Genomic DNA, 25,550 nt, shown 5'->3' with positions numbered 1-25,550 from the left:
CCCTTCCGCTTGTACTATGAGGTGTACCGTTTGAAAGATTTTTCCCGGACCGGAGCCCGGCTGTTTCGCATCACCGCGGCGGTCCTGCTGATTCTGTTCCTGCTGCTCTGGGGCGCTCAGACCCTGTTTGCCCATCGGAACCCCGTATTCACGCCCGATTACCCCATGGAGGACCTGACGGCGCTTCTGGCACAGGAACAGCTCTCCGCCGCCGATTACGACACACTGTTTTTACAGACCGGCCTGGGGACGCCCGCCATCGACGCCCTGCTGGCCCAGGGGGCTCAGGGCCGGGAGCAGGTTCTGGCCATCCAGCGGCAGTTCTTTGCCGCGCCGGCCACCGTCTGCGCCGAGCTCTTCGGCCTGCTCGTCCGTGAAGACCGTCTGGCCCCGGACGAAAACGGCCAGCCGGTCTGGGGCCCTCCAATGCCCACGCTGGAGGACGGCGACGTGCTTTTGACCTATGCCACCCACTCCATGGGCTGGCGCCATGGCCACGCCGGTCTGGTCGTCGATGCAGCCGGGCAGAAGGTGCTGGAGGCCGTGGTCATCGGCAGCGATGCCGCGGTGACCAACCTCGGACACTGGCGGTCCTACTCCAACTATCTGGTCCTGCGCCTGCGGGAGAGGTCGCCGGAACTCCAGTCTGAACTGACCACCTGGGCGCTGGAGCACCTGGAGGGTGTCCCCTACCGCCTGTTCAGCGGTCTGTTAGGGCCGAAGGCGCCCGACCCCGGCCTTCCCGGCTTCGGGGTGCAATGCGCCCACTTGATCTGGTACGCCTTCCAGCAGTTCAGCTACGATGTGGACGCCGACGGCGGACGGTTGGTGACGGTGGACGACCTGGCCCGCTCTCCCCTGTTCGAGGTGGTGCAGCTCTATGGTCTGGACCCCCGGCAATGGATATACTGAAAGGAGGCGCCCTTATGATTCCTGTCTTGCAGTCCCGCTGGCGGCTGGAGGGACAATATCTGATGAATTACGGTCTCCGGCAGCCGCCCCAGCCAGCACCGCAGCGGTCCTGGCAGACGGTGTCCATGCACCGGAAAGAGCAGTGTGAACAGCTCCCCGGAAGGGATCTCCGGCGGCACTGCCCGCGCCGCCGGCTGCGTCAGATCGGCGGTCTCCAGCCCGGGAAATGCCCTTTCCAGCCCCTTGGCCACCCATCTGCCGGTACCGGTAGGAGAAAAATACCACAGCATGTCCCCCTCACCTCTTCTCCGCTTTTTCCCCAGTATACGATTTCCCCACAAATATGTAAAGCCGCCCGGCGGGCGGCTGCATTCACAGGTTCTTTTTGATCTGATTGATGGCGTTTTTCTCCAACCGGGACACCTGAGCCTGGGAGATCCCCACCTCCGCCGACACCTCCATCTGAGTCTTGCCCTCAAAAAAGCGGAGGTTTAAAATGTGGCGCTCCCGCTCTGAGAGGTGGGAAATGGCCTCCTTCAGCGCAATCTGCTCCAGCCAGCTCTCGTCGGTGTTCTTGCTGTCTCTCACCTGGTCCATGACACAGATGGTGTCGCCTCCGTCGGAGTAGACCGGCTCATAGAGGGAGACCGGGTCCACGATGGCGTCCAGGGCAAAGACCACCTCCTCCCGCTTGATCTCCAGCATCTGGGCGATCTCCTCGATGGTGGGCTCCTTCTGGTGCTCGCTGATATACCTCTCCTTGGCCTGAAGGACCTTATAGGCCGTGTCCCGCATGGAGCGGGAGACCCGCAGCGAGCTGTTGTCCCGCAGGTAGCGCCGGATCTCCCCGATGATCATGGGCACACCGTAGGTGGAGAAGCGCACATCCAGGTCCACATTAAAATTGTCGATGGCCTTGATGAGGCCGATGCACCCCACCTGGAACAGGTCGTCCACGTTCTCCCCCCGGTTGGTGAACTTCTGGATGACCGACAGCACCAGCCGGAGGTTCCCGGCGATCAGCTCTTCCCGCGCCTTCATGTCGCCCTGCTTGGTCCTTTTCAGCAGCTCCGCCGTCTCTTCATTTTTCAACACCTTCAGCTTGGCTGTATTGACGCCGCAAATCTCCACCTTGCCCTGCACTTTGGATCTCCCTCCCGTGCTTTGATATCCGTATTTTTTCCTGAGAGGTGCGATTCATACGGTCTGGGCGGCGGGTATATTTTTTATCGTAGGACGGTTTTCGATGGACTTCTTTCCCTGGACAAGCTTGATGCCCCGTGATAGAATGTTTGTACGATTATGGGAGGTGGCGGAATGAATCGCTATCCATGGCTGGATGGCTACCTGATGGACCGGCCCGGCGCGGAGCAGGACTATAAGCTGGAGTGGCAGTGGCAGCGCTATCTGGTCCGGGGCAGGATGTTTGCGGCGGTCTGCACCCCCGGCGCGGAGCACAAGCTCCATGCGGGGCGCACCATGATTATCCTGAAATGTGACCCCCGTCTGGCCGAGGCCTTTCGGGCGCAGTACCCCGATGTGGTGCCCGGCTTTTACTCCCACAAGAAGACCTGGAACTCCGTCTATCTGGACGGACAGGTCCCTGACCAGATCCTGCGGGACATGTGCGACATGTCCTACGCGCTGGTAACGGCCAAGCTGACCAAAACCGTCCGGCGGGAACTGGGCCTGATCCCCTGAGCGGCCAAAAACGGAAGGCGCCGGTTTTCGGCGCCTTCCGTTTTTTACAGCATCCGCAGGATCTCACGCTTGAGACGGGAGATGATGCGCTTTTCCAGACGGGAAATATAGGACTGAGAGATCCCCAGCCGGTCGGCTACCTCCTTCTGCGTCCGCTCCGGCCGGCCGTCCAGCCCGAAACGCAGGGTGATGATGAGCCGTTCCCGGTCATTGAGCTTTTCCAGTGCGTCGGACAGGAGCTTGCGGTCCACATCCTCCTCGATGGGGCGCATCACCAGGTCGTTTTCGGTGCCCAGGATATCGGAGAGCAGCAGCTCGTTGCCGTCCCAGTCGGTGTTGAGCGGCTCATCGAAGGAGACCTCGCTTTTCAGGTTGGCGGTCTTGCGCAGGTGCATGAGGATCTCATTTTCAATGCAGCGGGAGGCGTAGGTGGCCAGCTTGATGTTCTTGGCCGGCTTGTAGGTCCCCACCGCCTTGATGAGTCCGATGGTGCCGATGGAGATGAGGTCCTCGATGCCAACGCCGGTGTTTTCAAAGCGGCGGGCGATATAGACCACCAGCCGCAGGTTCCGCTCGATGAGCTGGGAGCGGACCTCCTCGCTCCCCTCCTCCAGCCGGGCGATGAGCTCCGACTCCTCATCCCGGGTCAGGGGGGGCGGCAGGGTATCGCTCCCGCCGATATACATGATCTTTCCCGGCAGCATCAGGCCCAGCCGGGCCAGTAGTCTATGCGCGCGCACATACAGGCGCAGCGTCCAGCCCTTCATTCCATTCCCTCTACTTTCTGTCAGGTTTCTCCGATCAGGGCGCTGTAGCCGCCCCCGTCCGACACCGGATTGGGCGATAAGGCCACCAAGATGCCGCCGTAGTCCTCGGCTCCGACTCTGGCGTCGTCCAGCCGCAGGGCCAGCAGCATGCCACATTCCACGCCCACCGCCTGGTAGGGCAGCAGGCGAAACCGCCGGCCCCGCCCCCCTCTGGACAAGCGCTCCAGTGTGCCCACCGGGTCCCGCAGGGCCTTCTCGTCCAGAACCCGCTCCCCGGGCAGCAGAGGGCTCAGGAGACTCCCCTCGGCCACCATCACCGGCCGCCCCGTCACCGGGTCGGTCAGGGTGTTGCCCGTATCCACCAGGGCGTTGACCGCCACCCGCCGTCCCTCCAGAGTCAGAACAGCGGGTAAGACCTCCCGCCGCCCGTGGCGGGCCGTCCGCCGGAACACCAGGGTCAGTACCGCGTAGCACACCGCCGCGGACAGCAGCAGAATGCGCAGATCCATCACCGAGTAAAGGACGCCGTTCCGCAGAGTAAGTCCCTGACCGCCCAGCAGGCCGATGGCAAAGATACCGCCGCCGAAGGCGCAGGACAGCCCAAAAAAGACCAGCGTCACCCGCAGCAGCCGGCGGCTGCCGCCGAACCCGGTCAGCAGCATCAGCACCGCCGCCCCCAGCTTGCACAGGGGGTGGGTGAGAAAGCCCATGCCCGGGAAAAAGATCGCCGCGGCGTACAGGCCGCCCAGAGCCGCCCCGGCGGCCAGCCGGAGCCGCCGCAGCGGCTCCCCCGCCAGCTTTGCGGCCGCCAGAAGCAGCAGATAGTTGACGATTAAGTTGAGTAAAAACAGCGCGTCTATGTATACGACGGTCAAAGCCGCTCCTCCTCCGTGACCCGGAGCCGGTCCGGGGATCATACGCAGGTATTATTATACGGGCCCGACCGCTCAAAAAAGGTCAAACCGGGGCCGGTACAAAAAAGAAGCTGACAAGCACAAGTGCTTGTCAGCTTTCCAGGGTATTCCAGCAAAGTCCCGCCCGCTCAGAATCCACGGCTCCACTCGGGCCGTAGCTCCTGTTCCCCGGCCAGCGCCCGATCCAGCATGGCCAGAAATCGGTCCCGGTCCTCCGGCAGTCCACCCTTCAGCGGCAGGTAATTGGAGGCGTGGTTGCAGGTAAAGTGCAGCGGGTCCACCGTCAGATTTTCCAGCAGGAGCTTGGCCTCCAGCAGACTTTCCCGGGGCGTGATGGGGTGAAACCGCCCCGCCCGGTAATCCTGATAGAGCTCAGTCCCCGGGTCCAGAGTCAGAGTCAGCGCGGACAGATGCCGGGGCTTCATCTCGTTCATCATGGCGGCGGTGTCCAGCATATGGCGGCGGGAGGGCTCTCCCGTCCCAGCCAGCCCTAGAATGACCATCACCCACAGATCTATACCGGCCTCCCGGAGCCGCACGCCGGCTTCCAGCATCTGTGCGGCGTCTACGCCCTTTTTCACCTGCTTCAGCAGTGCGTCGCAGCCGGTCTCCACCCCCAAATAGGCCCGGGTGAGCCCGGCCTCCCGCAGGGTCCGCAGCTCCTCCGGCGTTTTGGCCAGGGTGCTGCGGGGTCCGGCGTAGGTAGTCACCCGCTGGAGCGAGGGGAAGGCGCGATGCAGCGCCTCCAGAATGGTCAGCAGCTCCTGCGTCCGCATGATGATGGCATCGCCGTCGCAGAGGAACACCCGCTCCACGTCGCCGTAATAAGCCTTGGCCATACGGATATCCTCCAGGATGTCCGCCATGGGCCGGATATGGAATTTTTTATCCAGGTACATCCCGCAGAAGGTGCAGGTATTGTTGGAGCAGCCTATGGTGGTCTGGAGCAAATAGCTTTTCCACTCGCCGGGCGGCCGGTAAATGTCGCCTTCATAACGCATCGGGTTTTATCCTTCCTTTCTGCGGTCAGGTTTTTGTCAGCAGCTCCTGCACGGCGGCGCAGAAGGCATCCATCTCTTCGTCGGTACCGATGGAGACCCGCAGGTAATTGTCGATGCGGGGCCGGTCAAACCAGCGGACCAATACGCCCTTTTCCCGCAGGCCTGCCAAAAGCGCCCGGGCGGCCCGGTCGGGGTGGGAGATAAAAATGAAGTTGGCGGCGGAGGGGTACACCGTAAAGCACAGCTCCCGCAGGCGGGCCGCCGTCCGCTCCCGGGTGGCCTGTACCTTGGCCGCCGTCGCCTCAAAGTAGGCCCGGTCCCGCATCGCGGCGGCTCCCCCCGCCTGGGCCAGCCGGTCCACGGTATACGAGTTGATGGAGTCCCGGACACAGCGCAGCGCCGCCGTCAGGTTGGGCTGGCCCAGCGCATAGCCCACCCGCAGGCCCGCCAGGGATCGGCTCTTGGACAGGGTGTGGACCACCACCAGGTTGTCATACTCCGGCACCAGCCCGGCCGCCGACTGGGCCCCAAAGTCCACATAGGCCTCGTCCACCAGCACCACACAGTCCCGGTTGGACTCCAAAATGGCCCGGAGCGCATGCAGCTCGATGGCCCGGCCGGTGGGCGCGTTGGGGTTGGCCACCACCACGCCTCCGCTGCCGCCGCGGCACAGCTCGGCCACCGGCATTCCAAAGTCCCCGTCCAGAGGCACCTCCCGGAAGGTCAAACCAAAGTAGGCCGCATAAACCGGGTAAAAACTATAGGTGATGTCGGGGAACAAAATGGTGCGGTCCGGGTCAAAAAAGGCCTGGAAGCAGAACGCCAGGATCTCGTCAGAGCCGTTGCCCGCAAAGACCATATCGGACGGGAGGCCGTGATACTCCGCGATGGCGTCACGCAGCTCGGCGCACTCCGGGTCCGGGTAGAGGCGCAAGCCGTCCCCCACAGCCGCCCGAATGGCCTCCAGCGCCTTCGGGGACGGCGGATACGGGTTCTCGTTGGTGTTCAGCTTGATAAATTTCCGATCCTTGGGCTGTTCTCCCGGCACATAGGGGACCATATCCCGAATCCGCTTGCTCCAAAAATTCTTCATGATCCCGCCTCCCCGGGGCGTTTGATTTTTTTGATGCTCTTTTCCACCTTGCTGCGGGGCAGCATGAGCTCATGGCCGCAGCCCTCGCACTTCATACGAAAATCCATGCCGACCCGCAGGACCTTCCAGCTCTTACTGCCGCAGGGGTGCTCCTTTTTCAATTCCAGCACGTCGCCGACCCGGACGTCCATGCCGCTCCCTCCCTTTCACGTTTTCAGTCACAACGCCGCGAATCAATTTCTACTATTGTAATGCGTACTGAACAAAGCCGAAAGCCTTGAATCCCCATGCTTTCGAGGCCAATTGGCTTTGTTCCAGGTGCAAGGTTTTGTGGCAAATGAGCCAGAAAACCTTGCACCTTCCGCTGGAGCAATCCGGCGCTCCAGAGGAAAGACGCATTGTAGCAATGTCTAAACTTCATCAAAAGGGCTATCTATAGCCCTTTTTGATGAAATGATGCAGCAGTGGCCGCACGCATAAACCGCTTGGCGGTTTATGCCGTAGACATTATTATAGGTTTCACCTTGTCCCCTGTCAATTCCTTCTCCGCCAGCGCATATAGTGGCCTATCAGCCTCCATCGCTCTCCGCGCGTGGACAAGAGAAAGGAATGTGAGCCATGTTGGACCGCTATCTGCCCGAGGGCCGACGCCTGTCCGCCCCGGATAACCTGGCCGCCTGCGCCTCCAAGGGCGGCCTGCTGGCCGCACGGGACCGGGGCGCCATTTTGGAAGGGCGCGTCCTCCTCTGCGACGCCAACCACGACCTCATCGTCCGACTGGGGCCCTATACCGGCCGGATCCCCCGGGACCAGGCCGCCCTGGGCATTTCCGAAGGCACCACCCGGGAAATTGCCATCCTCTCCAGGGTCGGAAAGCCTGTCTGCTTCACAGTAGAGTCCGTGGAAGGAGAAGAGCCGGATCTCCGCATCGTTCTCTCCCGGCGCAGGGCCCAGCTTCAGGCTCAGGAGGCCCTCATGGAGCGGCTGCGCCCCGGCATGGTCATCCCCGCCACCGTCACCCATCTGGAACCCTTCGGCGCCTTCGTAGACATCGGCTGCGGGCTGGTGTCGATGATCGGCATCGAGCGCATTTCCGTCTCCCGCATCCCCCATCCGGGCTGCCGCTTCACCGTGGGGCAGGAGATCCTCACGGCCGTTCTGGACACCGAGCCGGAGCTGGGCCGGGTCAAGCTGACCCACCGGGAGCTGCTGGGCACCTGGCAGGAGAACGCCGCCCGCCTCTCCCCCGGCATGACCGTGTCCGGCTATGTCCGGGGCATTAAGGATTACGGCGCCTTCATCGAGCTGTTTCCCAACCTCTCCGGCCTGGCCGAGCCCCGCGCCGCGCTACAGGAAGGGGACCGGGTATCGGTCTACCTCAAGGCGGTCCTGCCCGAGCGGATGAAAATCAAGCTGCTGGTCATCGACCGGCTGCCTGCCGAGCCTGCACCGCCTCCGCTTACCTATTACATCACCGGCGGCACCCTGACGCGCTGGCGCTATGCCCCCGAGAGCTGCGCCAAATCGGGGATGGAGACGGTGTTCGGTGGCTAATCCGTCTCTCCTTTGATGCGGTCCCAGTACTGCTTGGCCGCCTGCTCGGTCTTGTTCTCGCCGTATTCGTAGTACCGGACCCCCGCCAACTGGTCCGGCAGGTATTGCTGCTTCACATAGTGATGCGGGAAGTTATGGGGATACAGGTAGCCCTGTTCCCGCTCCAAGCCGGTGGAATCCGCATGAACGTTCTGTAAGTGACGGGGATAATCCCCCGTCCTGCCCGCCCGCACATCCGCCATGGCCGCATCCAGCGCAAGGTGCGCGGAGTTGGACTTCGGCGCGGTCGCCATGAGGACCGCCGCGTCCCCCAGGGGGATACGGGCCTCGGGCAGCCCCAGCATGTTGGCCGCGTCCACACAGGCCTTGACGATGGGGATGACCTGTGGGTAAGCCAGGCCCACATCCTCACAGGCGATGACCATCAGGCGGCGGCAGGCGGAAATCAGGTCTCCCGCCTCCAGCAGACGGGCCAGGTAGTGGCAGGCGGCGTCCGGGTCGGAACCGCGGATGGACTTCTGGAGGGCGGAGAGGATGTCGTAGTGGTCGTCTCCCGCCCGGTCATATCGCATGGCGGAGCGCTGGGCTGCCATTTTGGTGTCCTCCATTGTGACAAGGAGTTTTCCTTCCCTGCGCTTGGCAGCGCTGAGCAGCAGCTCTACGGCATTCATGGCTTTGCGCACATCGCCGCCGCAGCAGGAGGCGATGTGCTCCCGCACCCCGTCCTCACAGCTTACCTCCGCCCCCAGGCGCTCCCCCATCAGGGCCATGCCCCGGTCCACCGCCGGGAGCACGTCATCTGCCTCAATGGGCTTGAATTCAAAGACAGTGGAACGGCTCAGGACGGCGTTATAGACATAGAAGTACGGGTTTTCCGTTGTGGAGGCGATGAGGGTCACATCCCCTCGTTCGATGACCTCCAGCAGGGACTGCTGCTGTTTTTTGTTAAAGTACTGGATCTCATCCAGATAGAGCAGGATGCCGTTGGGCGCCAGCATGGTGCCCACGTCTGCGATGACTTCCTTGATGTCAGACAGCGAGCCGGTGGTGGCGTTGATCCGCCGCAGGGTCCGGTTGGTCCGTGCGGCAATGATATTGGCCACTGTGGTCTTGCCGGTACCGGACGGGCCGTAAAATACCATATTGGGGATGTCCCCACGCTCGATCAGGCGCCGGAGCAGGCCGCCCTCCCCCAGGATATGCCTTTGACCCACCACCTCGTCCAGGCTGGTGGGTCGAATTTCATCCGCCAACGGCCGGTATGCCATCGCCATCCCTCCTTCTGCAAAAATAGGGCAAACGGTCGCCCCGTTTGCCCTATTCTAACATACGTTCGATTACTCGTAAAGGGGATACTTTCCGCACAGGCCCGCCACGGTCTCCCGAATGGCGTCCGCCTTGGCGTCAAAATCGGTAGCCGTCTCCCAGATCAACTGGCCGATGACTTTCATATCCGCCTCGCCCATGCCGCGGGTCGTGACGGCAGGGGTGCCCACACGGATGCCGCTGGTGACAAAGGGCTTCTCCGGGTCATTGGGGATGGCGTTCTTGTTGACGGTGATGTGCACCTCGTCCAGACGCTTCTCCAGCTCCTTGCCGGTAATGCCCGCCTTGCGCAGGTCCACCAGCATCAGGTGGTTGTCGGTGCCGCCCGAGACCAGATCAAAGCCGGACGCGGTCAGAGAGGCGGCCAGCGCCTGGGCGTTTTTGACGATACGGCCCTGATAATCCTTGAACTCCGGCTTGAGCGCCTCGCCCAGCGCCACCGCCTTGGCGGCGATGATGTGCATCAGCGGGCCGCCCTGGGAGCCTGGGAAAATGGCGGAGTCGATCTTCTTGGCCAATTCCTCCTTGCAGAGGATCATGCCGCCCCGGGGACCCCGCAGGGTCTTGTGGGTGGTGGTGGTAACCACGTCGGCATAGGGCACGGGCGAGGGGTGGAGCCCGGCGGCCACCAAACCGGCGATGTGGGCCATGTCCACGAAGAGATAAGCGCCCACCTCGTGGGCGATGTCGGCAAAGGCCTTAAAGTCGATGATACGGGGGTAGGCGGAGGCGCCGGCAATGATCATCTTGGGCTTGTGCTGCCGGGCCAGATCGCGGACCTGGTCGTAGTCAATGTAGCCCCTGTCGTCCAGGCCATAGGCCACCATATGGTAGTTCTTGCCGGAGAAGTTTACGGGAGAGCCGTGGGTCAGGTGTCCGCCGTTGCCCAGATCCATGCCCAGCACGGTGTCGCCGTGCTCACACAGGGCCTGATAGACGGCAAAGTTGGCCTGGGCGCCGGAGTGGGGCTGTACATTGGCGTGGTCGGCGCCGAAGAGCTTGCAGGCCCGATCGCGGGCGATGTTCTCCGCCACGTCCACCTCCTGGCAGCCGCCGTAGTACCGCTTGCCGGGGTAGCCTTCGGCGTACTTGTTGGTCAGCACTGTCCCCATGGCCACCAGCACCGCCTCGCTGACGATGTTTTCGGAGGCGATAAGCTCGATGTTCCGTCTCTGGCGGGCCAGCTCGGCCGCCACGGAAGCCCCGATCTCGGGATCGCTGGCAGTCAGAAAGTCGATCATTTCTTGAACCATTGCCGTCGCACCTCTCCTTAAGTAAGTAATGTGTCAAAGCGATATATCGGTATTATACCGGACCTTCCCAGGAAATACAACTGTCATACTCAGAAAAAGGCCGTCGCATTTCACCGCCGTTTATGGTATGATAATACCATGAATCGACACAAAAGAAAGGAATCCCACATATGAAGAAAAAAGCTGACGTGCTGCATATCATTGAGGAGCTGAAAATACGCTATCCCGACGGCATCTGCTCACTGGATTACCCCAAAGACTATGAACTGCTCTTCTCCGTCCGCCTGGCCGCCCAGTGCACCGACGAGCGGGTGAACCTAGTCACGCCCGCCCTCTTCGCCCGGTTCCCCACCCTGGAGTCCCTGGCCAGCGCCGATGTGACCGAGGTGGAGGAATACATCCACTCCACCGGCTTCTTCCGTGCCAAGGCTCGGGATATCGTCGCCGCCTCCCGGATGCTTCTGGAGGAGTACGGCGGCAGAGTCCCCGACACCATGGAGGACCTGCTGCGCCTCCCCGGGGTGGGCCGCAAGACAGCCAACCTCATTTTAGGGGACATCTACCACAAGCCGGGGGTAGTGGTGGCGGACACCCACTGTATCCGGATCTCCGGCAAGCTGGGTCTCACCGACGGCACCAAAGACCCGGGCAAGGTGGAGCAGCAGCTCCGGGCAATCCTGCCTCCGGAGGAATCCAACGACTTCTGCCACCGGCTGGTCCTCCATGGCCGGGCGGTCTGCATGGCGCGGAAGCCTGACTGTCCCAACTGCACCCTGCGGCCCTGGTGCGACTTTTTCCGCAAGGAAGGCGCATGATTTGGAATACATTGACTTTCATTCCTGGCCGAGAAAAGAGCATTTTCGCTTTTTCTCCAGCCTCTCTTTCCCGTTTTATGGCGTGACCCTATCCCTGGACGTGACCAACCTCCGGTCTTATGTCAAAGCACACGGACTGTCCTTCTACTACGCCCTTATCTATGCGACCCTGACAGCCATGAACGGCCTGCCTGATTTCCTCTATAAAATCCGCGGGGATCGGATCGTCCGCCACGACAGGCTTCACCCCAGTTTTGTGGTGCTGGATGAAGACACCCACTTGATCAAAATAGTCAACGTTCCTCTGGACGGAACAATGGAGGCTTTCTGCCGCCGGGCGGAGGAACAGGTCTTAACTCAGAAGGAACCCTTTCCCGACGCTCAGCAGGAGAACCGGGATGATCTGGTCTACATCTCCTGCACACCCTGGTTCTCCTTTACTTCACTCTCCAACGAGATGGACTGCGACCCAGACGACTCCATCCCCCGCATCACCTGGGGCAAATATGAAGAGCGAAATGGGCGGCTTATCCTCCCCTATGCCGTTCAGCTCAATCACCGGCTGCTGGATGGGTGGCATGTCGCCCAGCTTCTCCAGGCGGTCCAGGGCCTTCTGGACCAGCTTGCCCCGGGGCTGTAACGTCCTTTACACTACTTCCGACCGAAAAGCGCGCCGCGAAACAGTTGTTTCGCGGCGCGCTCGTTTAGTCTTCCACGGGATCTGGCACAGACTCCAGGCCAGCCGCGCATTTTAGCTTCCACTTGCCCCGGAGGTATACGGTCCCGGAGATGACGATCCCCACCGTCCAGCCGATGGGATAGGCCCAGTAGAGGTTCTCTTTGCCAAAGAAATGGGCCAGTACATAGGCCGCCGGCACCCGCGCCCCCCACAGGGCCACAATACTGGACACCATCGGCACCACCGATGCGCCCGCGCCCCGGAGGGCGTTGTTGAGCGGATACATAATGGACAGTAGCCACATAGTGGACAGCACCCGCACCAAATAGGCCTGTCCCGCCGCAATAACCGCCGGGTCCTTATTGAAGATGGAGATGAGCCACGCCGAATTGGGTACCACCAGCACTGAAATGACCAGGCAGGTCCCCACGCACAGGAGCAGCGACTTCCGCACCCCATCCTTCACCCGATCCAGCCGACCGGCCCCTACGTTCTGGCCCACGTAGGTGGTGACTGCCAGGCAAAAGCTGTCCACCGGCATGAAGGCGAAAGTATCAATTTTATTGGCCGCTGAAAACCCGGCAGCGAAGGCCTCACCAAAGCTGTTGATCAGGGCCTGGATCACCAAGACCGCCACCGCCAGTTGGCACTGCTGGATGCCAGAGGGTATGCCCAGCCGCAGGACCCGCTTCAGCAGTCCCCGATCCATGGGGCTTCTGAAAAGGCAGATGCGGAAGTTCTTATAGGTCCGGTTGATGTGAAAAACACCAAATATCCAGGAAAAGCACTGGGCCAGAATGGTGGCCAACGCCACACCGAACACGCCCCAATGGAACACCAGCACGAACAGGAGATCCAGCACGATGTTGATGCCGCAGGCCACCGACAGAAAAAGCAGCGGCGTCCGGCTGTCACCTAACCCCTGAAGGATACCGGCATTGACGTTATAGCCCAGATTGCCGATGATTCCGGCAAAAACCACCATCAAATAGATATGGGCTTCCTCATATACGCTCTCCGGCACCTGGATAAGCCGCAGGATGGGGCCGGAGGCCAGCAGAGCCAGCAGGGTCAGCGGCAAGATGCTCACCATCAGCGCGCCGTACACCGTGTCCACCGACCGGCGGACCCCGTCCCGGTCCCCTGCGCCGAAAAACTGCGCGATCAGGATGCTGGTGCCCACAGCCATTCCGATAAACAGCGAGGTGAGTAAAAAGATAATGGGAAAGGCAATGCCTACCGCCGCCATGGCGGAGGTCCCCACAAAATTTCCCACGACCCAGCTATCCACCATGTTATAGAACTGCTCCAGCGCATTCCCAAAGAGCAGCGGCAGGGAAAAGCGCACCATGAGCCGCATGGGGCTGCCGCGGGTCATATCCATTTCCTGCTCCGGCATGGGTACCCCCCCTTCCCTCTTTTATCGGCGGCACGCCGCCCTTACGCCTGTTCCTTGTACCGCTTATAGATGAGGAGCAGTCCCTCCAGGATGAGACTCGGGTCCACATCATCGATGAGCCCGGTGTTGTCCGCGATCAGCCGGGCCAGTCCGCCGGTAGCCACCACCCGGATATCGCCGCCGCCCAGCTCCCGTTTTGCCTCCCGGATGAGGTATTCCATGGCGCCGATATAGCCGACCACTGCTCCGGCCTGGATCTGTCCCACAGCAGTGCAGCCCAGAACCGTGTCCGGTTTGACCAGCTCCACCTTAGGCAGCATGGCGGTCTGCGTAAACAGAGCGTCGGCCGCGATGCGCACTCCCGCGGTGATGCAGCCGCCCATGTACTCCCCGGCCTGGTTGACTGCGTCCAACGTCGTGGCTGTCCCGAAGTCCAACACGATCAGAGGCGCTCCGTACTTGGCCATGGCCCCGATACAGGCCACCGCCCGGTCCGGGCCCAGCCGTTCGTCACCGCTGACACCGTAGGGCAGGCCGGGATCTACTCCGTCGTCCACAATGATGGGGGTCTTGTTGAAGTATTTGATGATGGCGTTGGAAAGCGTGTGCATGACCTGGGGAACCACTGAGGCGATGATGACGTCCTCCACATCCTCCGTCTTCAGCCCGAAGCGCTGGAAGTAGTCCCAGGCCGCCAGCCCGATCTCATCCGAGGTGCGGTTCGCGTCGGTCATCAGCCGGAAGCTCCCCGTCAGAGCGTCCCCTTCGATCAGGCCAAAAACCATATTGGTATTTCCAACATCAATGGCAAGCAGCATTGCACTTCCTCCTCCGCATGTTCCCATGTGCGGGCTCATACTGTTTATACTGGTACAGTGTAACACAGCGTGTCCATTTTTTCCAGTAAAATAACGCCGTAAGTGGACCTACCCCAGCTCTGGCAGCTACCGGGATTCATCACCCATAGCCCGTCCTCCAGCCGCTCGGCATACGCCTGGTGTGTGTGGCCGAACAGCAGGATATCCGCGCCCACCTGCCGGGCGGCGGCGATGGCGCCTCCATAGCCTGTCTTTACCCCATGGGTATGCCCGTGCATCATCAGGACCCGCCGCCCCCGCAGCTCCAAAAGCCGCACAGCCGGCGCCAGGCTAAAGCCGTCACAGTTGCCGCAGACATATTCCAGCGGGATTTGGGGGAACCGGATGCCCAGCCGCTCGGCGTCTCCGGCCAGATCCCCCAGGTGGAGGATTTGATCGGGAGCCTCCCGCTCCACCGCCTCCCGCATGGCAGCCGTGTCCCCATGGGAGTCGGAAAAAACCACTGCTTTCATCTCGTGCCTCTCTTCCGAACCTGCCGCTGCGCAGTCACCTTACCTGCCGCGGCACATATAATAGTTTGAACCCAAATTTAGGAACCCCAACCGGCGGACCGGCGTGGCCGTACCGCCTTCGAAGGAGGAAACTGCCATGGCAAATCGTCAGCCCAACATGAACGACCTTATGAAAAGCCCTCAAGCCGCCCAGCTTCTGAAGAACAGGACGGCGGTGGAAAACCTGGCCAAGGCCCCCGAGACCCAGCATCTGATGAATCTCCTCAACCAGAGCGCGGGCGGCGGCCTGAAATCTGCGGCGGAGGCCGCCATGAAGGGAGACACCTCCCAGCTTATGGGCCTGATGGACCGTCTGATGAAGGACCCAAACGGCGCCAAGGTGGTAGAACAGCTCAACAAGACCATTCAGGGAAAATGACGGGCACCCCCGCCTGAAGTTCCCCGGCACTGGATTGGAGGGATCAAACCATGGCCGACGACTTCACGGAACAACTCAATGCCGTACTCGGCAACCCGGAGGCCATGGGCCAGATCATGTCCATCGCCCGCGCCCTGACCGGGGACGGGAACGCCGCGCCGCCGCAGGCANCAAAGCCCAGGCGGCCCAGCCGGGTGGAGGAGAGCAGCCCGCCCAGGATGGAGCCCATGCCCATGGCCGCCTCGGCAAACCCGTAGAGCGGATCGCTGAGGCTCAGATGGACCTTAACCAGATAGGGCAGGCCCACCGTGAATAGAGAAGAGAGGAACAGATTGATGCCCGCCACCACCACCAGCAGCTTCAAGAGCCGCGGGTTGTCCCGGGAGAGAAAGCGGAGGGCGTCGCCCAGGTCCCGCCCGAGCTGGGCCAGGGGGGCGGAGGTCCTGGCCAGCGGGGTGAAGGGGATGCGAAGAAAGAGCTCCAGAACGGCGGAGGCAATCCTCTGTCCGCCCTGGCCGATCTGGACCCCAGGCTCATCCAGTTGGGGATGCGTTTGATCAGCGAGTACAACAGTCCTGCCGATGACAAGACCGCCCTGCTGGCCGCCCTGCGCCCCTTTGTCAAGGAAGAACGGTTCGCCAAGGTAGACCGGGCGATCCAGGCCGCCCGGCTGGCCCGGGTGGTTCGGGCCGCCCTTCGAATGTTCCGCGAGAGCAAGGAAGGGGGCGAAGGCGAACATGTATAACCGGTACATCCCCAACGGCACAACCTACACCCGGGTCGTGGAGGAGGACGCCCCTCCCTTCCGGCGTCCCGAGCCGCCCCGTGGCGGCGCTTCCTCCCGTCAGGCGCACCTGCCGCCGCCGCAGACGACTCACGCAGCGGAATCTCACCAGGCCCACCGGGCCGCCTCCCCTGGCCCCGGGCCGGCGGGAGCGCATACCGCCCACCAGCCGCCTCCCGGACCATCCGGGCCGCCGGGCGGTCCGGACCGGAAAGCCTCTTGGCTGTCCGGTCTTCTGAAGGGCTTGAAACTGGACGAGATTGATACCGGCGATATCCTTCTGCTGCTCATCCTGCTGTTCCTGTTTCTGGACGGCGACGGAGACAACATCGAAATGGCCATTATCCTGGGCCTGCTGCTCCTGTTCAGTCTGGGCGGCAGAGATAAGGACAAGGAAAAAGAATAAGGTCAAAACAGGCACGCGGAGGGAGCCCCTCTGCGTGCCTGTCTGCCATGCTCAGTCACTGGTGCGGTGGAGCACCGTCCCGTCCGGCAGGGTGAACGCGGTGCCCTCGGTGGACTCCATGCCAGAGGCGCTGGCACTGAGCACCACCTGGCCGTCCTTGACGGTCTCGGCCGCCACCAGCAGCCCGTCGCTGACCGAGACCCAATACCGCTGCCGGTAGTGCAGCTCCGGGTCCTCCACCTCGACATAAATGCAGGGGGTACCGCTTTTTTCCTCGTAACCCGTATCCGTGATGGAGTCCCGTTCCAGCGCCAGCACATCCTCGTAGGTCGGAATACGCTGCGACAGATCCGCCGACCAGCGGTCCGCCGGGTAGCTGCGATACTCCCGGTCGTTGTTATACCAGAGGTAGAGCGTTCCCTCCCCTTCTCCGGTCTCCTCAATGATGCTGTGCTCCACCTGGCCGGTGGGTCTGGTCCGTTCCGTCTGGGTCCACCGGGGCCAGGTGGTGTCCGGCGCACCGTCCACCCACACCCGGGCCGTGTCCGCCGCGTAGGCATCCCCGCCGACGGCGGTGAGGATGGTAACCGTCCGGGCATAGTTGCTGGGGCGGCTCAGAGTCTCGATCACGCTCTGCACCGTCTCCGGCGTGACCTCCACCGGCGTGAAAAAGTCACCGCCGGGTGTACCCGGCTCCTCCGTGCTGCCGGGCTCAGTCGCCGCCGGCAGCACCACAGCAGGGGTCCCCGGACTGATGAGATTGAACAGGGAGCTGGCGCCCACCGCCGCCACAATGACGACGGCAATCAGAAGGGCGAGCACCGTCTTATTCTTCTGTCCCAAGCCGGTCCCACCTCCCCCGCCTTCTGCGGCGTCCTTTTTTACTGCGCGCGAAACGCCTGGGGCGGCTCCGGCCGCAGGCCAAAATGCCACTCAATGGCATCCGCAATCCGTCGGCAGGCAAATCCATCGCCGTAGGGATTCACCGCATGGGCCATGGCTGCATAGGCCTCGGGACACTCCAGCAGTTCGGCCGCCATGCGGAAGATATCCTCCTGTTCCGTGCCGGCCAGCTTGACGGTTCCGGCGGCGACGGCCTCCGGCCGCTCGGTCTCGCGCCGCAGGACAAGCACCGGCTTGCCCAGGGCGGGCGCCTCCTCCTGGAGGCCGCCGGAGTCGGTCATGACCATGTAGCACCGGCCCATCAGATTGTGCATCTCGTCCGCGGAGAGCGGCGCGATCAGATGGACGTTCGGCAGGTCGTCCAGCCCAGCGTGGGCCGCCTGCTGCACCACCGGCGACAGATGGACCGGATAGACCAGCTCGGCGTCCGGAAAGGTCTGGGCCAGCTGCCGCAGGGCCGCCATGATGTTTTCCATGGGGCGGCCATAGTTCTCCCGCCGGTGACAGGTCACCAAAATGACTTTTTTGCCGGCAAAGTCCAGCCGGTTCAAACCATCGGTTGAAAAGTGATAATCCTTTACCATTGTGGTCTTCAGGGCGTCAATCACCGTATTCCCGGTAATGAAAACACCCTTGGTGATCCCCTCCCTGGCCAGATTGTCCCGGTTGGCCACCGTGGGACAGAAGTGGAGATCGGCTATATCCCCCACCAGCGTCCGATTCATCTCTTCTGGAAAGGGGGAATACTTGTCATAGGTTCGCAGCCCGGCCTCTACATGGCCCACTGCCACCTTGCTGTAAAACGCAGCCAGCGCCCCGGCGAAGGTGGTGGAGGTATCCCCGTGGACCAGCACCAGGTCCGGTCTCGCCTGACCCAGGACCTGTTCCACCCCGGCCAGACACTTGCTGGTGATGGTGGACAACGTCTGATTGGGCTCCATGATGTTGAGGTCGTAGTCCGGCTTCAGCCGAAAAATCTCCAGCACGCTGTCCAGCATCTGCCGGTGCTGCGCCGTCACGCAGCAGAGGCTCTCGATGCCGTCCCGCCCGGCCAGTTCCCGGACCAGCGGGGCCATTTTGATGGCCTCTGGCCGGGTGCCGAAGATGGTCATCACACGGATTGGCTTCATGGCTTGTCCTCTCCTCCATCCGGTTTGGCTTCCGGCTTGTTCTTCCTCGGTTCATCGGGGTGGTTTTTCCCGTTGTTATTGCCCCAAAACAGCCGGGCTGAGACCGCCCCGGCGGCGCAGAGGGCCAGAAGCAGCATCATCGCCTTCAGCGCGCCGCTGGTGGTCAGGACCACGGCGGACAGGCCCAAAATGGCGCTGATGACGTACAGCACCGCCACCGCCTGCTTCTGGTTGAAGCCCATGTCAATGAGGCGGTGGTGGACGTGGCTGCGATCCGGCGACATGGGGTTCTGCCCATGGGCGATGCGGCGGATAAAGGCGAAGGCCGTGTCAAAAATGGGCAGTCCCAGCATGAGGAAGGGCACTGCAAAGGAGATGATGGTGTAGAATTTGAACAGTCCCTGAATGGACACCACCGCCAGTACAAAGCCCAGGAAGGTGGAGCCAGTGTCCCCCATAAAAATCTTGGCGGGGTTCAGGTTGTATGGCATGAACCCGATGCAGGCCCCCGCCAAGGCCCCCATCAGCACCGCCACCTCCCAGTCGGCCACCGTCAGGGCGATGACCAGCAGGGTCATGGAGCTGATGGTCGACACCCCTACCGCCAAGCCGTCCAGCCCGTCGATCAGATTGACGGCGTTGGTGATAGCCACGATCCACAGCACCGTGACGGGGATGGACAGCGGTCCCAGCACCCACCAGGGGTTGCTGCTGAAGATATTGGGGTTGGACAGCACGGAGATGACGTTGCCGCCGTAGAGCACCGCCACCAGGGCGGCAATGATCTGGACCACGAATTTGAAGGAGGCCCGCAGGGCGTAGATATCATCGAAGATGCCGAGGACGACGATGATCACCGCCCCCAGCAGCATCCCCTGGAGCTGCCGGGTCAGGTCGGCAAAGACCAGTACCGCCAGGGTAAAGCCTAGGAAGATAGCCAGCCCGCCCATCCGTGGGATGGGGTGGTCGTGCATCCGGCGGCCGTCTTTGGGCACATCCACCGCTCCCACTTTCTGCGCCAAGGATTTGACCACCGGCGTGGCCACAAAGGAGATGAGCAGCGCCGTGATCAGGGCGGTGGCCACCAGCCCGAGAAAGCTCAATTCGGTCAAAGGCATGGGTATGTTACTCCTTTGTATCAGCGGGCCACAAAGCCGACCTTTTTATAGACCTTGCGCAGGGTCTTGTTGGCCACATAGCCGGCCTTCTCCGCCCCGGCGCGGTAGACGGACTCCAGATACGCCTTATCCGCCAGGATGCGCTCGGTCTCCTCCCGGATGGGGCGGAACATCTCCACCACGGCCTCGCCCACGGCAGGCTTGAACGCCCCGTAGCCCTTGCCGTCGAACTCGGCCTCGATCTCGTCGAAGCTTCGGCCCGTGGCCACGGAGTAGATGGCCATGAGGTTGGACACGCCGGGCTTCTGCTCCGGGTCATACCGGACACAGCGCTCGGTGTCGCTGTCGGTAACGGCCTTTTTAAATTTGCGCAGGATGTCCTCCGGCTTTTCCAGCACGTAGACGCAGCCGTTGGGGTCCTTGTCGGATTTGGACATCTTGCTGTCCGGGCTGGTGAGGGACATGATGCGGGCCCCCACCTTGGGGATATAGGGCTCCGGGATCTGAAACACCTCTCCATACACGCCGTTGAAGCGGTTGGCAATATCGCGGCAGATCTCCACATGCTGCTTCTGGTCCCCGCCCACCGGCACCAGGTCGGCCTGATAAAGGAGGATATCGGCGGCCATCAGGGCCGGATAGGTGAAGAGCCCGGCGTTGATGTTGTCGGCATTCTTGGCCGACTTGTCCTTGAACTGCGTCATGCGGGAGAGCTCCCCGAACATGGTGTAGCAGTTGAGCACCCAGGCCAGTTCGGCGTGAGCGGGCACATGGGACTGGATGAAGATGGTGTTCTTCTCCGGGTCCAGGCCGCAGGCGATATAGGCCGCCATCTGGGTGAGCGTCCGCCGGCGCAGGTCGGCGGGGTTCTGACGTACCGTGATGGAGTGCATATCCGCCATCATATAGTAACAGTCGTATTCATCGGCCAGCTCCACCCAGTTCTTGATGGCCCCCAGATAGGAGCCCAGCGTCAGTTCTCCGCTGGGCTGGATGCCGGACAGAATCACTTTCTTCTCGTTTTCCATGCTTCAAACACCTCGAAATCAGGTTCGATACCCTGGATTTACATACTTGATTATCATATCACATCCCGCACCGCTTGACAAGTTTTACCCACACCGTTAGAATGGTCCCAGACACACAAAAGATCGTTTTGGAGGAATCGTCATGGATATGACTTGGTTTGAGGAGATGGAGCGCCGCATCCCGACCGGAGAGGTCCGTACCCGGTTCGCCCCCTCCCCCACCGGCTACATGCATGTGGGCAATCTGCGCACCGCCCTGTATACCTGGCTCATCGCCCGCCATTCCGGCGGCAAATTCATCCTGCGCATCGAGGACACCGACCAGGGGCGGCTGGTGGAGGGGGCCACCGACGTCATCTACGCCACCCTGCGCAAGTGCGGCCTCACCTGGGACGAGGGTCCCGATCTGGGCGGCCCGGTGGGCCCCTATATCCAGACGGAGCGCCGGGCGCTCTATGGAAAGTATGCCCAGCTCCTGGTGGAAAAGGGCGGCGCCTACCGCTGCTTCTGTGATAAGGAGCGGCTGGAGTCCCTCCACGGAGAAAACGGCGTCGGCGGTTATGACGGCCACTGCCGCCATCTCACCCGGGAGGAGATCGACGAGAATCTTTCACGCGGCGTCCCCTACGTGATCCGCCAGCGTATCCCCGACAGCGGCTCCACCACCTTCCACGACGCGGTGTTTGGGGACATCACCGTGGAAAATGAGACGCTGGACGATCAGGTGCTCATCAAGTCCGACGGCCTGCCCACTTATAACTTCGCCAACGTCATCGACGACCACCTGATGGGCATCACCCATGTGGTCCGTGGCTCGGAGTATCTCTCCTCCGCCCCCAAGTACAATCTGCTCTATCAGGCCTTCGGCTGGGAGGTCCCCACTTATATCCACTGCTCCCCCGTCATGCGTGACCAGCACAACAAGATGTCCAAGCGCCACGGAGACCCCTCTTATGAGGATCTGCTGGCCATGGGCTTTTTGTCCGAGGCTGTGGTCAACTACGTGGCCCTGCTGGGCTGGTCCCCTAAGGGCGAGGAGAGTGAGCGGGAATTCTTCACCCTGGATGAGCTCTCTCACAGCTTTGACATCGGCGGCATCTCCAAGTCGCCCGCCATCTTTGACCGGGAGAAGCTGAAGTATTTCAACGCCAAATATCTCCGGGCCATGGATGCGGACGCCTTTTGCGCCGCCGCCGAGCCCTATCTGAGGCAAGCGGTGAGAAATCCCGCCATTGACTGGAAGCTCATCGCTCCCCTGGTCCAGCCCCGATGCGACACCTTCGAGGACGTCGCTCCCCAGGTGGACTTTTTCGATGCGCTGCCCGACTACTCCACCGAGCTGTACGTGCACAAGAAGATGAAGACCAATCTGGAAAACTCCCTGGAGGCCCTGCAGCAGGTGCTGCCCGTGCTGGAGCAGTTAGAGCCCTGGACCTACAACTCCATCCACGACGCGCTCATCGGCCTGGCCGAACGGCTGGAGCTGAAGAACGGCCGCATCATGTGGCCGGTGCGCACCGCCCTCAGCGGCAAGGCCGTCACCCCCGGCGGGGCGGTGGAGTTGTGCCAGATTCTGGGCAAGGACGAGACGCTCCGCCGCATCCGGACCGGCATGGAAAAGCTGGCCCAGTGATCGCCTGTACCCAAGCGGCGTCCTCCTTTGGGAGGACGCCGCTTTTTCATCTTCGATAAGGACCGGCGCCTACAGCTCCACCACGCTGGTGGCTACCTGCTCCGTAAAGGCCCGGTCGTGCTCCACGAAGATCATGGTAGGCTGGTACGTCAGCAAAAGGTCCTCTATTTGCATCCGGGCGTACACATCCACGAAATTCAGCGGCTCGTCCCAGAGGTAGAGGTGGGCCTGCTGACACAGACTGCGGGCCAGAAGGACCTTTTTCTTCTGCCCACCGCTGTAGTCCGCCATGTCCTTTTCAAACTCCACCCGCCGGAAGTCCAGCTTGCGCAGAATGGCCTTAAAAAGGCTCTCGTCAATATCGCTCTCACGGGCAAATGCCCCCAGCTTCCCCCGCAAAAAGCCGGTGTCCTGGGGCACATAGGAGATTTGCAATCCCCCCGCCAGCCACACCGTGCCGGTGTGTGGGATCTCTTGGCCCAGCAGCAGCTTCAGCAGGCTGGACTTCCCCGCCCCGTTGGGCCCCCGGAGGGCCACCCGCTCCCCTCGCTCCAGGGTGAAGGAGAGAGGTGGGCAGACCGGCCCGCCGCCGTAATCCACGCAGAGGTCCTTCACCTCCAAGATGCGCCGCTGGGAGTGGCTCAGGGGGTGGAGCTTCAACGCCTCCGCCGTCTCCAGATCTCGGAGGAGCCCGGACTTCTCCTCCGCGGCGCTCTGCCGCCGCTCCACCAACGCCTTGGAGCGCTTCATCATTTTGGCCGCCTTGTGCCCGATAAGCCCCCGGTCCGGGCGCAGACCGGAGTTTTTGGTCCCCTTCTTGGTCCTTTCCACCGTGTTGGACCACCCGGCGGCTCGGCGGGCCGCCTCGTCCAGGCGGCGGATGTCCTTTTTCAGCCGGGCCTGCTCCGCCCGCTCGAACTGGTCCCGCCGTGCCTTGTTCTCCCACCAGGAGGAGAAATTCCCCTTCTGCACCTCCATCCCCGTCCGGTTGAACACCAGCACGTGGTCCACGCAGCGGTCTAGGAAGGCCCGGTCATGGGATACCAGGATGAACCCTCGTTTCCCCGCCAGATAGTTTGCCGCCAGGTCCCGGCCCGCCAGGTCCAGGTGGTTGGTTGGCTCGTCGATCAGCAGGAAACGGTGGTCTCCCAGGAAGAGCAGCGCCAGGAGGAATCGGGTCTGCTCCCCGTTGGAGAGCGTACCGAAGGGGTGGTACAGGACGCCCTCGTCCAGGTCCAGCAGGTGCAGCTCCCTCAGCAGCCGCCACCGCTCCAGGCCGGGGTGCAGCGCTTCCGCCACCTCCTCCCCGGTGCGCGCCCCATCCGGCACCGAAAAGGGGAAATAGTCGAAGGCCACCGGGGATGAGATGGTCCCCCGGTAGGTCTCCTGCCCCATCAGCAGACGGAGCAGGGTGGTCTTGCCCCGGCCGTTCCGGCCGATGAGGCCCAGCCGCCAGTCGGTGTCCAGTTGCAGGGACAGGTCCTGAAACACCGGGTCATAGCTGCCCTCGTAGGTAAACGAGAGGCGGGAAATGTCAATCAAAGCCATAAAAAACCTCCATATGCACAAAAAAGGCGCAGAGCGGCCACGCTCCGCGCCCATTCTGTCCATAGGCGGCGCAAAACGTGAGAGAAGCGCAGTCGCTTGCCGACGGGCACAGCAAATCAGCGGCTCCCGGGCCGCCTCGTTGGCTGTACAACAGTTCAGCAAGTTATTTGCGCATCCTCTCACCTCAAATCTTACGATATTATGTTTAATATAGCATAGCCCCCGCAGCTTGTCAAACCGGGCTCTGGGCATGGTCTCAAAGCTCTTTGCAGCGCCGCGCCAAAATTTCTCACAGCCCCGGAGGAATAAGGCATCCATGCCCGGACCAAGATAGGGATATGATTTCAGGCCGCCGCCCGTCATGGGGGCGACATGGCTGTGCCGCGGCGCGCGGGCATGGCAAAGAGGGGGCATTCTTATGCATAAACAAATCTTCCGCCGCAGGACCCTGGTCCGGGCGGCCAGCTTTCTGCTCGCGGCCTTTGTGGTAGTCGGCGGCCTCGCTCTGCAGGCCCGGGCCCGGGCAGAGGCCTACCGCCTCTATCTGGAAAACGGCTACCGTCACGCCTTTGCCGAGCTCTCCGCCAATCTCAACGAACTGGATGTGGCCCTGCAAAAGGGGATCTACGCCACCTCCCCCTCCATGCTGGGAGTGCTCTGCACCCAGATCTACGGCAAGGCCATGTCCGCCCAGATGGCGCTGGGTGAGCTGCCCTACAGCAACGTCGAGCTGGAGCAGACCGCCGCCTTTTTGGCCAAGGCGGGAGACTACGCCGCCGCGCTTTCCCGATCCGCCGCCGTCACCGGGGTCTGCTCAGACGAGCAGCGGGAGGCCCTGCGCGGGCTCTCGGCGGGGGCCAGCGACCTGTCCGCCCGGGTGGCGGGGCTCCAGAGCGACCTGATGGGCGGAGCCGTTACCCTGGAAGACCTGGAGGCCGCTGAGGCCCGCCTTTCCGCCGCCGAAGGAGGCGGTCATACGCTGGCCGATTCCTCCTATCAGACGGTGGAGAGCGACTTTCCGGAGCTCCCCTCCCTCATTTACGACGGTCCCTTCTCCGAGCACATTGCCGGGCGGACACCCGCCATGCTGGAAGGCCGGGAGGACGTCACGCAGGACGAGGCCCGGCTGGCCGCCGCCCGATTTCTGGACCTGAAGCCCGAGCTCTTTACGCTGGTCTCCGCCGGGAGCGGCAGACTGCCCACCTACTCCTTCTCCGCCATGGTAGACGGCGGGGAGCTGTATGTGGAGGTCACCCGCCGGGGTGGCCTGGTGGTGGAACTGCTCCATTCCAGGCCGGTGGAGTCCGCGGCGCTCTCCCGGGAGGAGGCCGTTGCCGCCGCAGCCGCTTTTTTGACCAGCCGCGGGTATCCCAATATGACGGAAAGCTACTTCATCGACCAGGGCAACGTGCTCACCATCAACTTTGCCGCCCAGCAGGGCGAGGTCCTCTGTTATCCCGACCTGGTGAAGGTCTCGGTGGCCCTGGACAACGGACGGGTCGTGGGTTTCGAGTCGGAGGGCTATCTGATGAACCATACCCTCCGGGACCTGCCCCGTTTCCCCGTCAGTCTGGGTAAGGCCCAGGCGGCCCTCTCCCCCGAGCTGGATATCCTCTCCCACCGACTGGCGCTGATCCCCACCGGCGGAGAATATGAGGTGCTCACGCACGAGTTCAAGTGCCAGTCTGCGGATGGCCGGCATGTTCTGGTCTATATCAACGCGCAGACCGGCCAGGAGGAAAAGATCCTCATTCTTCTCGAGGACGAGTCCGGTACGCTGGTGATTTAGCCCTTCCCCTTGGTCAAACCCGGAACGTCTATGCCGGGGATTCTATCCG

The 25,550-nt window shown here is 62.2% G+C and carries 25 protein-coding genes; 9 read left to right on the top strand and 16 right to left on the bottom strand.

What is annotated here, in order from left to right; all coding sequences use genetic code 11:
- The first annotated feature begins 30 nt into the window (after nt 1-30).
- On the top strand, nt 31-912 hold the full coding sequence (locus tag BN2154_RS07785; RefSeq protein WP_050618276.1) for a C40 family peptidase: 882 nt from the start codon (nt 31-33) through the stop codon (nt 910-912).
- 372 nt (nt 913-1,284) lie between these two features.
- Here BN2154_RS07785 and sigG read toward each other — a convergent pair whose 3' ends face one another.
- Nucleotides 1,285-2,055 carry an RNA polymerase sporulation sigma factor SigG gene (sigG, locus tag BN2154_RS07780; RefSeq protein ID WP_050618275.1) on the bottom strand — a complete coding sequence of 257 codons (771 nt, stop codon included), beginning with the start codon at nt 2,053-2,055 and terminating at the stop codon, nt 1,285-1,287.
- A gap of 174 nt (nt 2,056-2,229) precedes the next feature.
- Between sigG and BN2154_RS07775 the strand changes: the two genes are divergently transcribed.
- The gene (locus BN2154_RS07775; protein ID WP_050618274.1) at nt 2,230-2,613 is read left to right on the top strand and encodes an MmcQ/YjbR family DNA-binding protein; all 384 of its coding nucleotides are present in this window, start codon (nt 2,230-2,232) and stop codon (nt 2,611-2,613) included.
- Between the two features lie 44 nt (nt 2,614-2,657).
- On the opposite strand, the gene sigE is transcribed toward BN2154_RS07775, so the two are convergent.
- The 5 genes from sigE to BN2154_RS07750 form a co-directional block, all read right to left on the bottom strand.
- A complete protein-coding gene (gene sigE / locus BN2154_RS07770; protein ID WP_050618273.1) occupies nt 2,658-3,380 on the bottom strand; it encodes an RNA polymerase sporulation sigma factor SigE in 723 nt (240 codons plus the stop codon).
- Nucleotides 3,381-3,400: 20 nt separating this feature from the next.
- Nucleotides 3,401-4,255 (bottom strand): sigma-E processing peptidase SpoIIGA, encoded by an 855-nt coding sequence (locus tag BN2154_RS07765; RefSeq protein ID WP_050618272.1) that lies wholly within the window; start codon nt 4,253-4,255, stop codon nt 3,401-3,403.
- A 167-nt stretch (nt 4,256-4,422) separates the two neighbouring features.
- Entirely contained in the window at nt 4,423-5,295 is an 873-nt protein-coding gene (locus BN2154_RS07760; RefSeq protein ID WP_050618271.1) for a B12-binding domain-containing radical SAM protein, read from the bottom strand.
- Between the two features lie 25 nt (nt 5,296-5,320).
- Nucleotides 5,321-6,388, bottom strand: coding sequence for a histidinol-phosphate transaminase (gene hisC / locus BN2154_RS07755; protein WP_050618270.1), 1,068 nt, complete (start codon nt 6,386-6,388; stop codon nt 5,321-5,323).
- Nucleotides 6,385-6,579, bottom strand: a complete 195-nt coding sequence (locus tag BN2154_RS07750; RefSeq protein ID WP_050618269.1) for a DUF951 domain-containing protein — start codon at nt 6,577-6,579, stop codon at nt 6,385-6,387. Before BN2154_RS07750 ends, hisC begins: the two co-directional genes overlap by 4 nt.
- A gap of 427 nt (nt 6,580-7,006) precedes the next feature.
- On the opposite strand from BN2154_RS07750, the gene BN2154_RS07745 reads away from it, so the two are divergent.
- The gene (locus tag BN2154_RS07745) at nt 7,007-7,942 is read left to right on the top strand and encodes a S1 RNA-binding domain-containing protein (RefSeq protein ID WP_050618268.1); all 936 of its coding nucleotides are present in this window, start codon (nt 7,007-7,009) and stop codon (nt 7,940-7,942) included.
- Here the strand turns inward: BN2154_RS07745 and BN2154_RS07740 are convergent.
- Together BN2154_RS07740 and glyA are read right to left on the bottom strand one after the other, a co-directional pair.
- Nucleotides 7,939-9,210: a replication-associated recombination protein A gene (locus BN2154_RS07740; protein WP_050618267.1), complete on the bottom strand. Its 1,272-nt coding sequence runs from the start codon at nt 9,208-9,210 to the stop codon at nt 7,939-7,941. The two genes, BN2154_RS07745 and BN2154_RS07740, sit on opposite strands and share 4 nt — an antisense overlap.
- 69 nt (nt 9,211-9,279) lie before the next feature.
- Entirely contained in the window at nt 9,280-10,521 is a 1,242-nt protein-coding gene (glyA, locus tag BN2154_RS07735) for a serine hydroxymethyltransferase (protein ID WP_050618266.1), read from the bottom strand.
- Nucleotides 10,522-10,691: 170 nt separating this feature from the next.
- Here glyA and nth point away from each other — a divergent pair, with 170 nt between their 5' ends.
- Together nth and BN2154_RS07725 are read left to right on the top strand one after the other, a co-directional pair.
- Nucleotides 10,692-11,336, top strand: a complete 645-nt coding sequence (gene nth, locus BN2154_RS07730) for an endonuclease III (protein WP_050618265.1) — start codon at nt 10,692-10,694, stop codon at nt 11,334-11,336.
- Nucleotides 11,245-11,976: a chloramphenicol acetyltransferase gene (locus BN2154_RS07725; RefSeq protein ID WP_094762412.1), complete on the top strand. Its 732-nt coding sequence runs from the start codon at nt 11,245-11,247 to the stop codon at nt 11,974-11,976. Before nth ends, BN2154_RS07725 begins: the two co-directional genes overlap by 92 nt.
- Nucleotides 11,977-12,040: 64 nt before the next feature.
- On the opposite strand, the gene BN2154_RS07720 is transcribed toward BN2154_RS07725, so the two are convergent.
- Genes BN2154_RS07720 through BN2154_RS07710 form a run of 3 tightly spaced genes read right to left on the bottom strand, consistent with a single transcriptional unit; the run spans nt 12,041 to nt 14,744 of the window.
- A complete protein-coding gene (locus BN2154_RS07720; protein ID WP_050618263.1) occupies nt 12,041-13,414 on the bottom strand; it encodes an MATE family efflux transporter in 1,374 nt (457 codons plus the stop codon).
- A gap of 41 nt (nt 13,415-13,455) precedes the next feature.
- A complete protein-coding gene (locus tag BN2154_RS07715) occupies nt 13,456-14,232 on the bottom strand; it encodes a type III pantothenate kinase (protein ID WP_050618262.1) in 777 nt (258 codons plus the stop codon).
- Nucleotides 14,233-14,276: 44 nt separating this feature from the next.
- Nucleotides 14,277-14,744, bottom strand: coding sequence for a YfcE family phosphodiesterase (locus BN2154_RS07710; protein ID WP_050618261.1), 468 nt, complete (start codon nt 14,742-14,744; stop codon nt 14,277-14,279).
- A gap of 136 nt (nt 14,745-14,880) precedes the next feature.
- Between BN2154_RS07710 and BN2154_RS07705 the strand changes: the two genes are divergently transcribed.
- Together BN2154_RS07705 and BN2154_RS07695 are read left to right on the top strand one after the other, a co-directional pair.
- Nucleotides 14,881-15,162, top strand: coding sequence for a hypothetical protein (locus BN2154_RS07705; protein ID WP_050618260.1), 282 nt, complete (start codon nt 14,881-14,883; stop codon nt 15,160-15,162).
- A gap of 737 nt (nt 15,163-15,899) precedes the next feature.
- Complete coding sequence (locus tag BN2154_RS07695) at nt 15,900-16,352, top strand: hypothetical protein (protein WP_050618258.1); 453 nt, start codon at nt 15,900-15,902, stop codon at nt 16,350-16,352.
- A gap of 51 nt (nt 16,353-16,403) precedes the next feature.
- Here BN2154_RS07695 and BN2154_RS07690 read toward each other — a convergent pair whose 3' ends face one another.
- From BN2154_RS07690 to trpS, 4 genes are read right to left on the bottom strand one after another with little or no spacing between them, the layout of a single operon-like run.
- Nucleotides 16,404-17,195 (bottom strand): hypothetical protein, encoded by a 792-nt coding sequence (locus tag BN2154_RS07690; RefSeq protein WP_050618257.1) that lies wholly within the window; start codon nt 17,193-17,195, stop codon nt 16,404-16,406.
- A 38-nt stretch (nt 17,196-17,233) separates the two neighbouring features.
- Entirely contained in the window at nt 17,234-18,385 is a 1,152-nt protein-coding gene (gene wecB, locus BN2154_RS07685) for a non-hydrolyzing UDP-N-acetylglucosamine 2-epimerase (protein ID WP_050618256.1), read from the bottom strand.
- Entirely contained in the window at nt 18,382-19,503 is a 1,122-nt protein-coding gene (locus BN2154_RS07680) for an MraY family glycosyltransferase (protein WP_050618255.1), read from the bottom strand. The genes wecB and BN2154_RS07680 overlap by 4 nt, the downstream gene beginning before the upstream one ends.
- 20 nt (nt 19,504-19,523) lie before the next feature.
- Nucleotides 19,524-20,531 carry a tryptophan--tRNA ligase gene (gene trpS / locus BN2154_RS07675; protein ID WP_050618254.1) on the bottom strand — a complete coding sequence of 336 codons (1,008 nt, stop codon included), beginning with the start codon at nt 20,529-20,531 and terminating at the stop codon, nt 19,524-19,526.
- Between the two features lie 142 nt (nt 20,532-20,673).
- Between trpS and gltX the strand changes: the two genes are divergently transcribed.
- Complete coding sequence (gene gltX / locus BN2154_RS07670; protein ID WP_050618253.1) at nt 20,674-22,164, top strand: glutamate--tRNA ligase; 1,491 nt, start codon at nt 20,674-20,676, stop codon at nt 22,162-22,164.
- Nucleotides 22,165-22,233: 69 nt separating this feature from the next.
- On the opposite strand, the gene abc-f is transcribed toward gltX, so the two are convergent.
- Entirely contained in the window at nt 22,234-23,712 is a 1,479-nt protein-coding gene (gene abc-f / locus BN2154_RS07665) for a ribosomal protection-like ABC-F family protein (protein WP_050618252.1), read from the bottom strand.
- Nucleotides 23,713-24,130: 418 nt separating this feature from the next.
- On the opposite strand from abc-f, the gene ypeB reads away from it, so the two are divergent.
- Nucleotides 24,131-25,501, top strand: coding sequence for a germination protein YpeB (ypeB, locus tag BN2154_RS07660; protein ID WP_242853718.1), 1,371 nt, complete (start codon nt 24,131-24,133; stop codon nt 25,499-25,501).
- Nucleotides 25,502-25,550: the final 49 nt, after the last annotated feature.

Source organism: Intestinimonas massiliensis (ex Afouda et al. 2020), assembly GCF_001244995.1.
GTDB classification, from domain to species: Bacteria; Bacillota; Clostridia; order Oscillospirales; family Oscillospiraceae; genus Intestinimonas; species Intestinimonas massiliensis.
The sequence above is the reverse complement of the archived record's forward strand: the minus strand, read 5'-3'. Positions and strand labels throughout refer to the sequence as shown.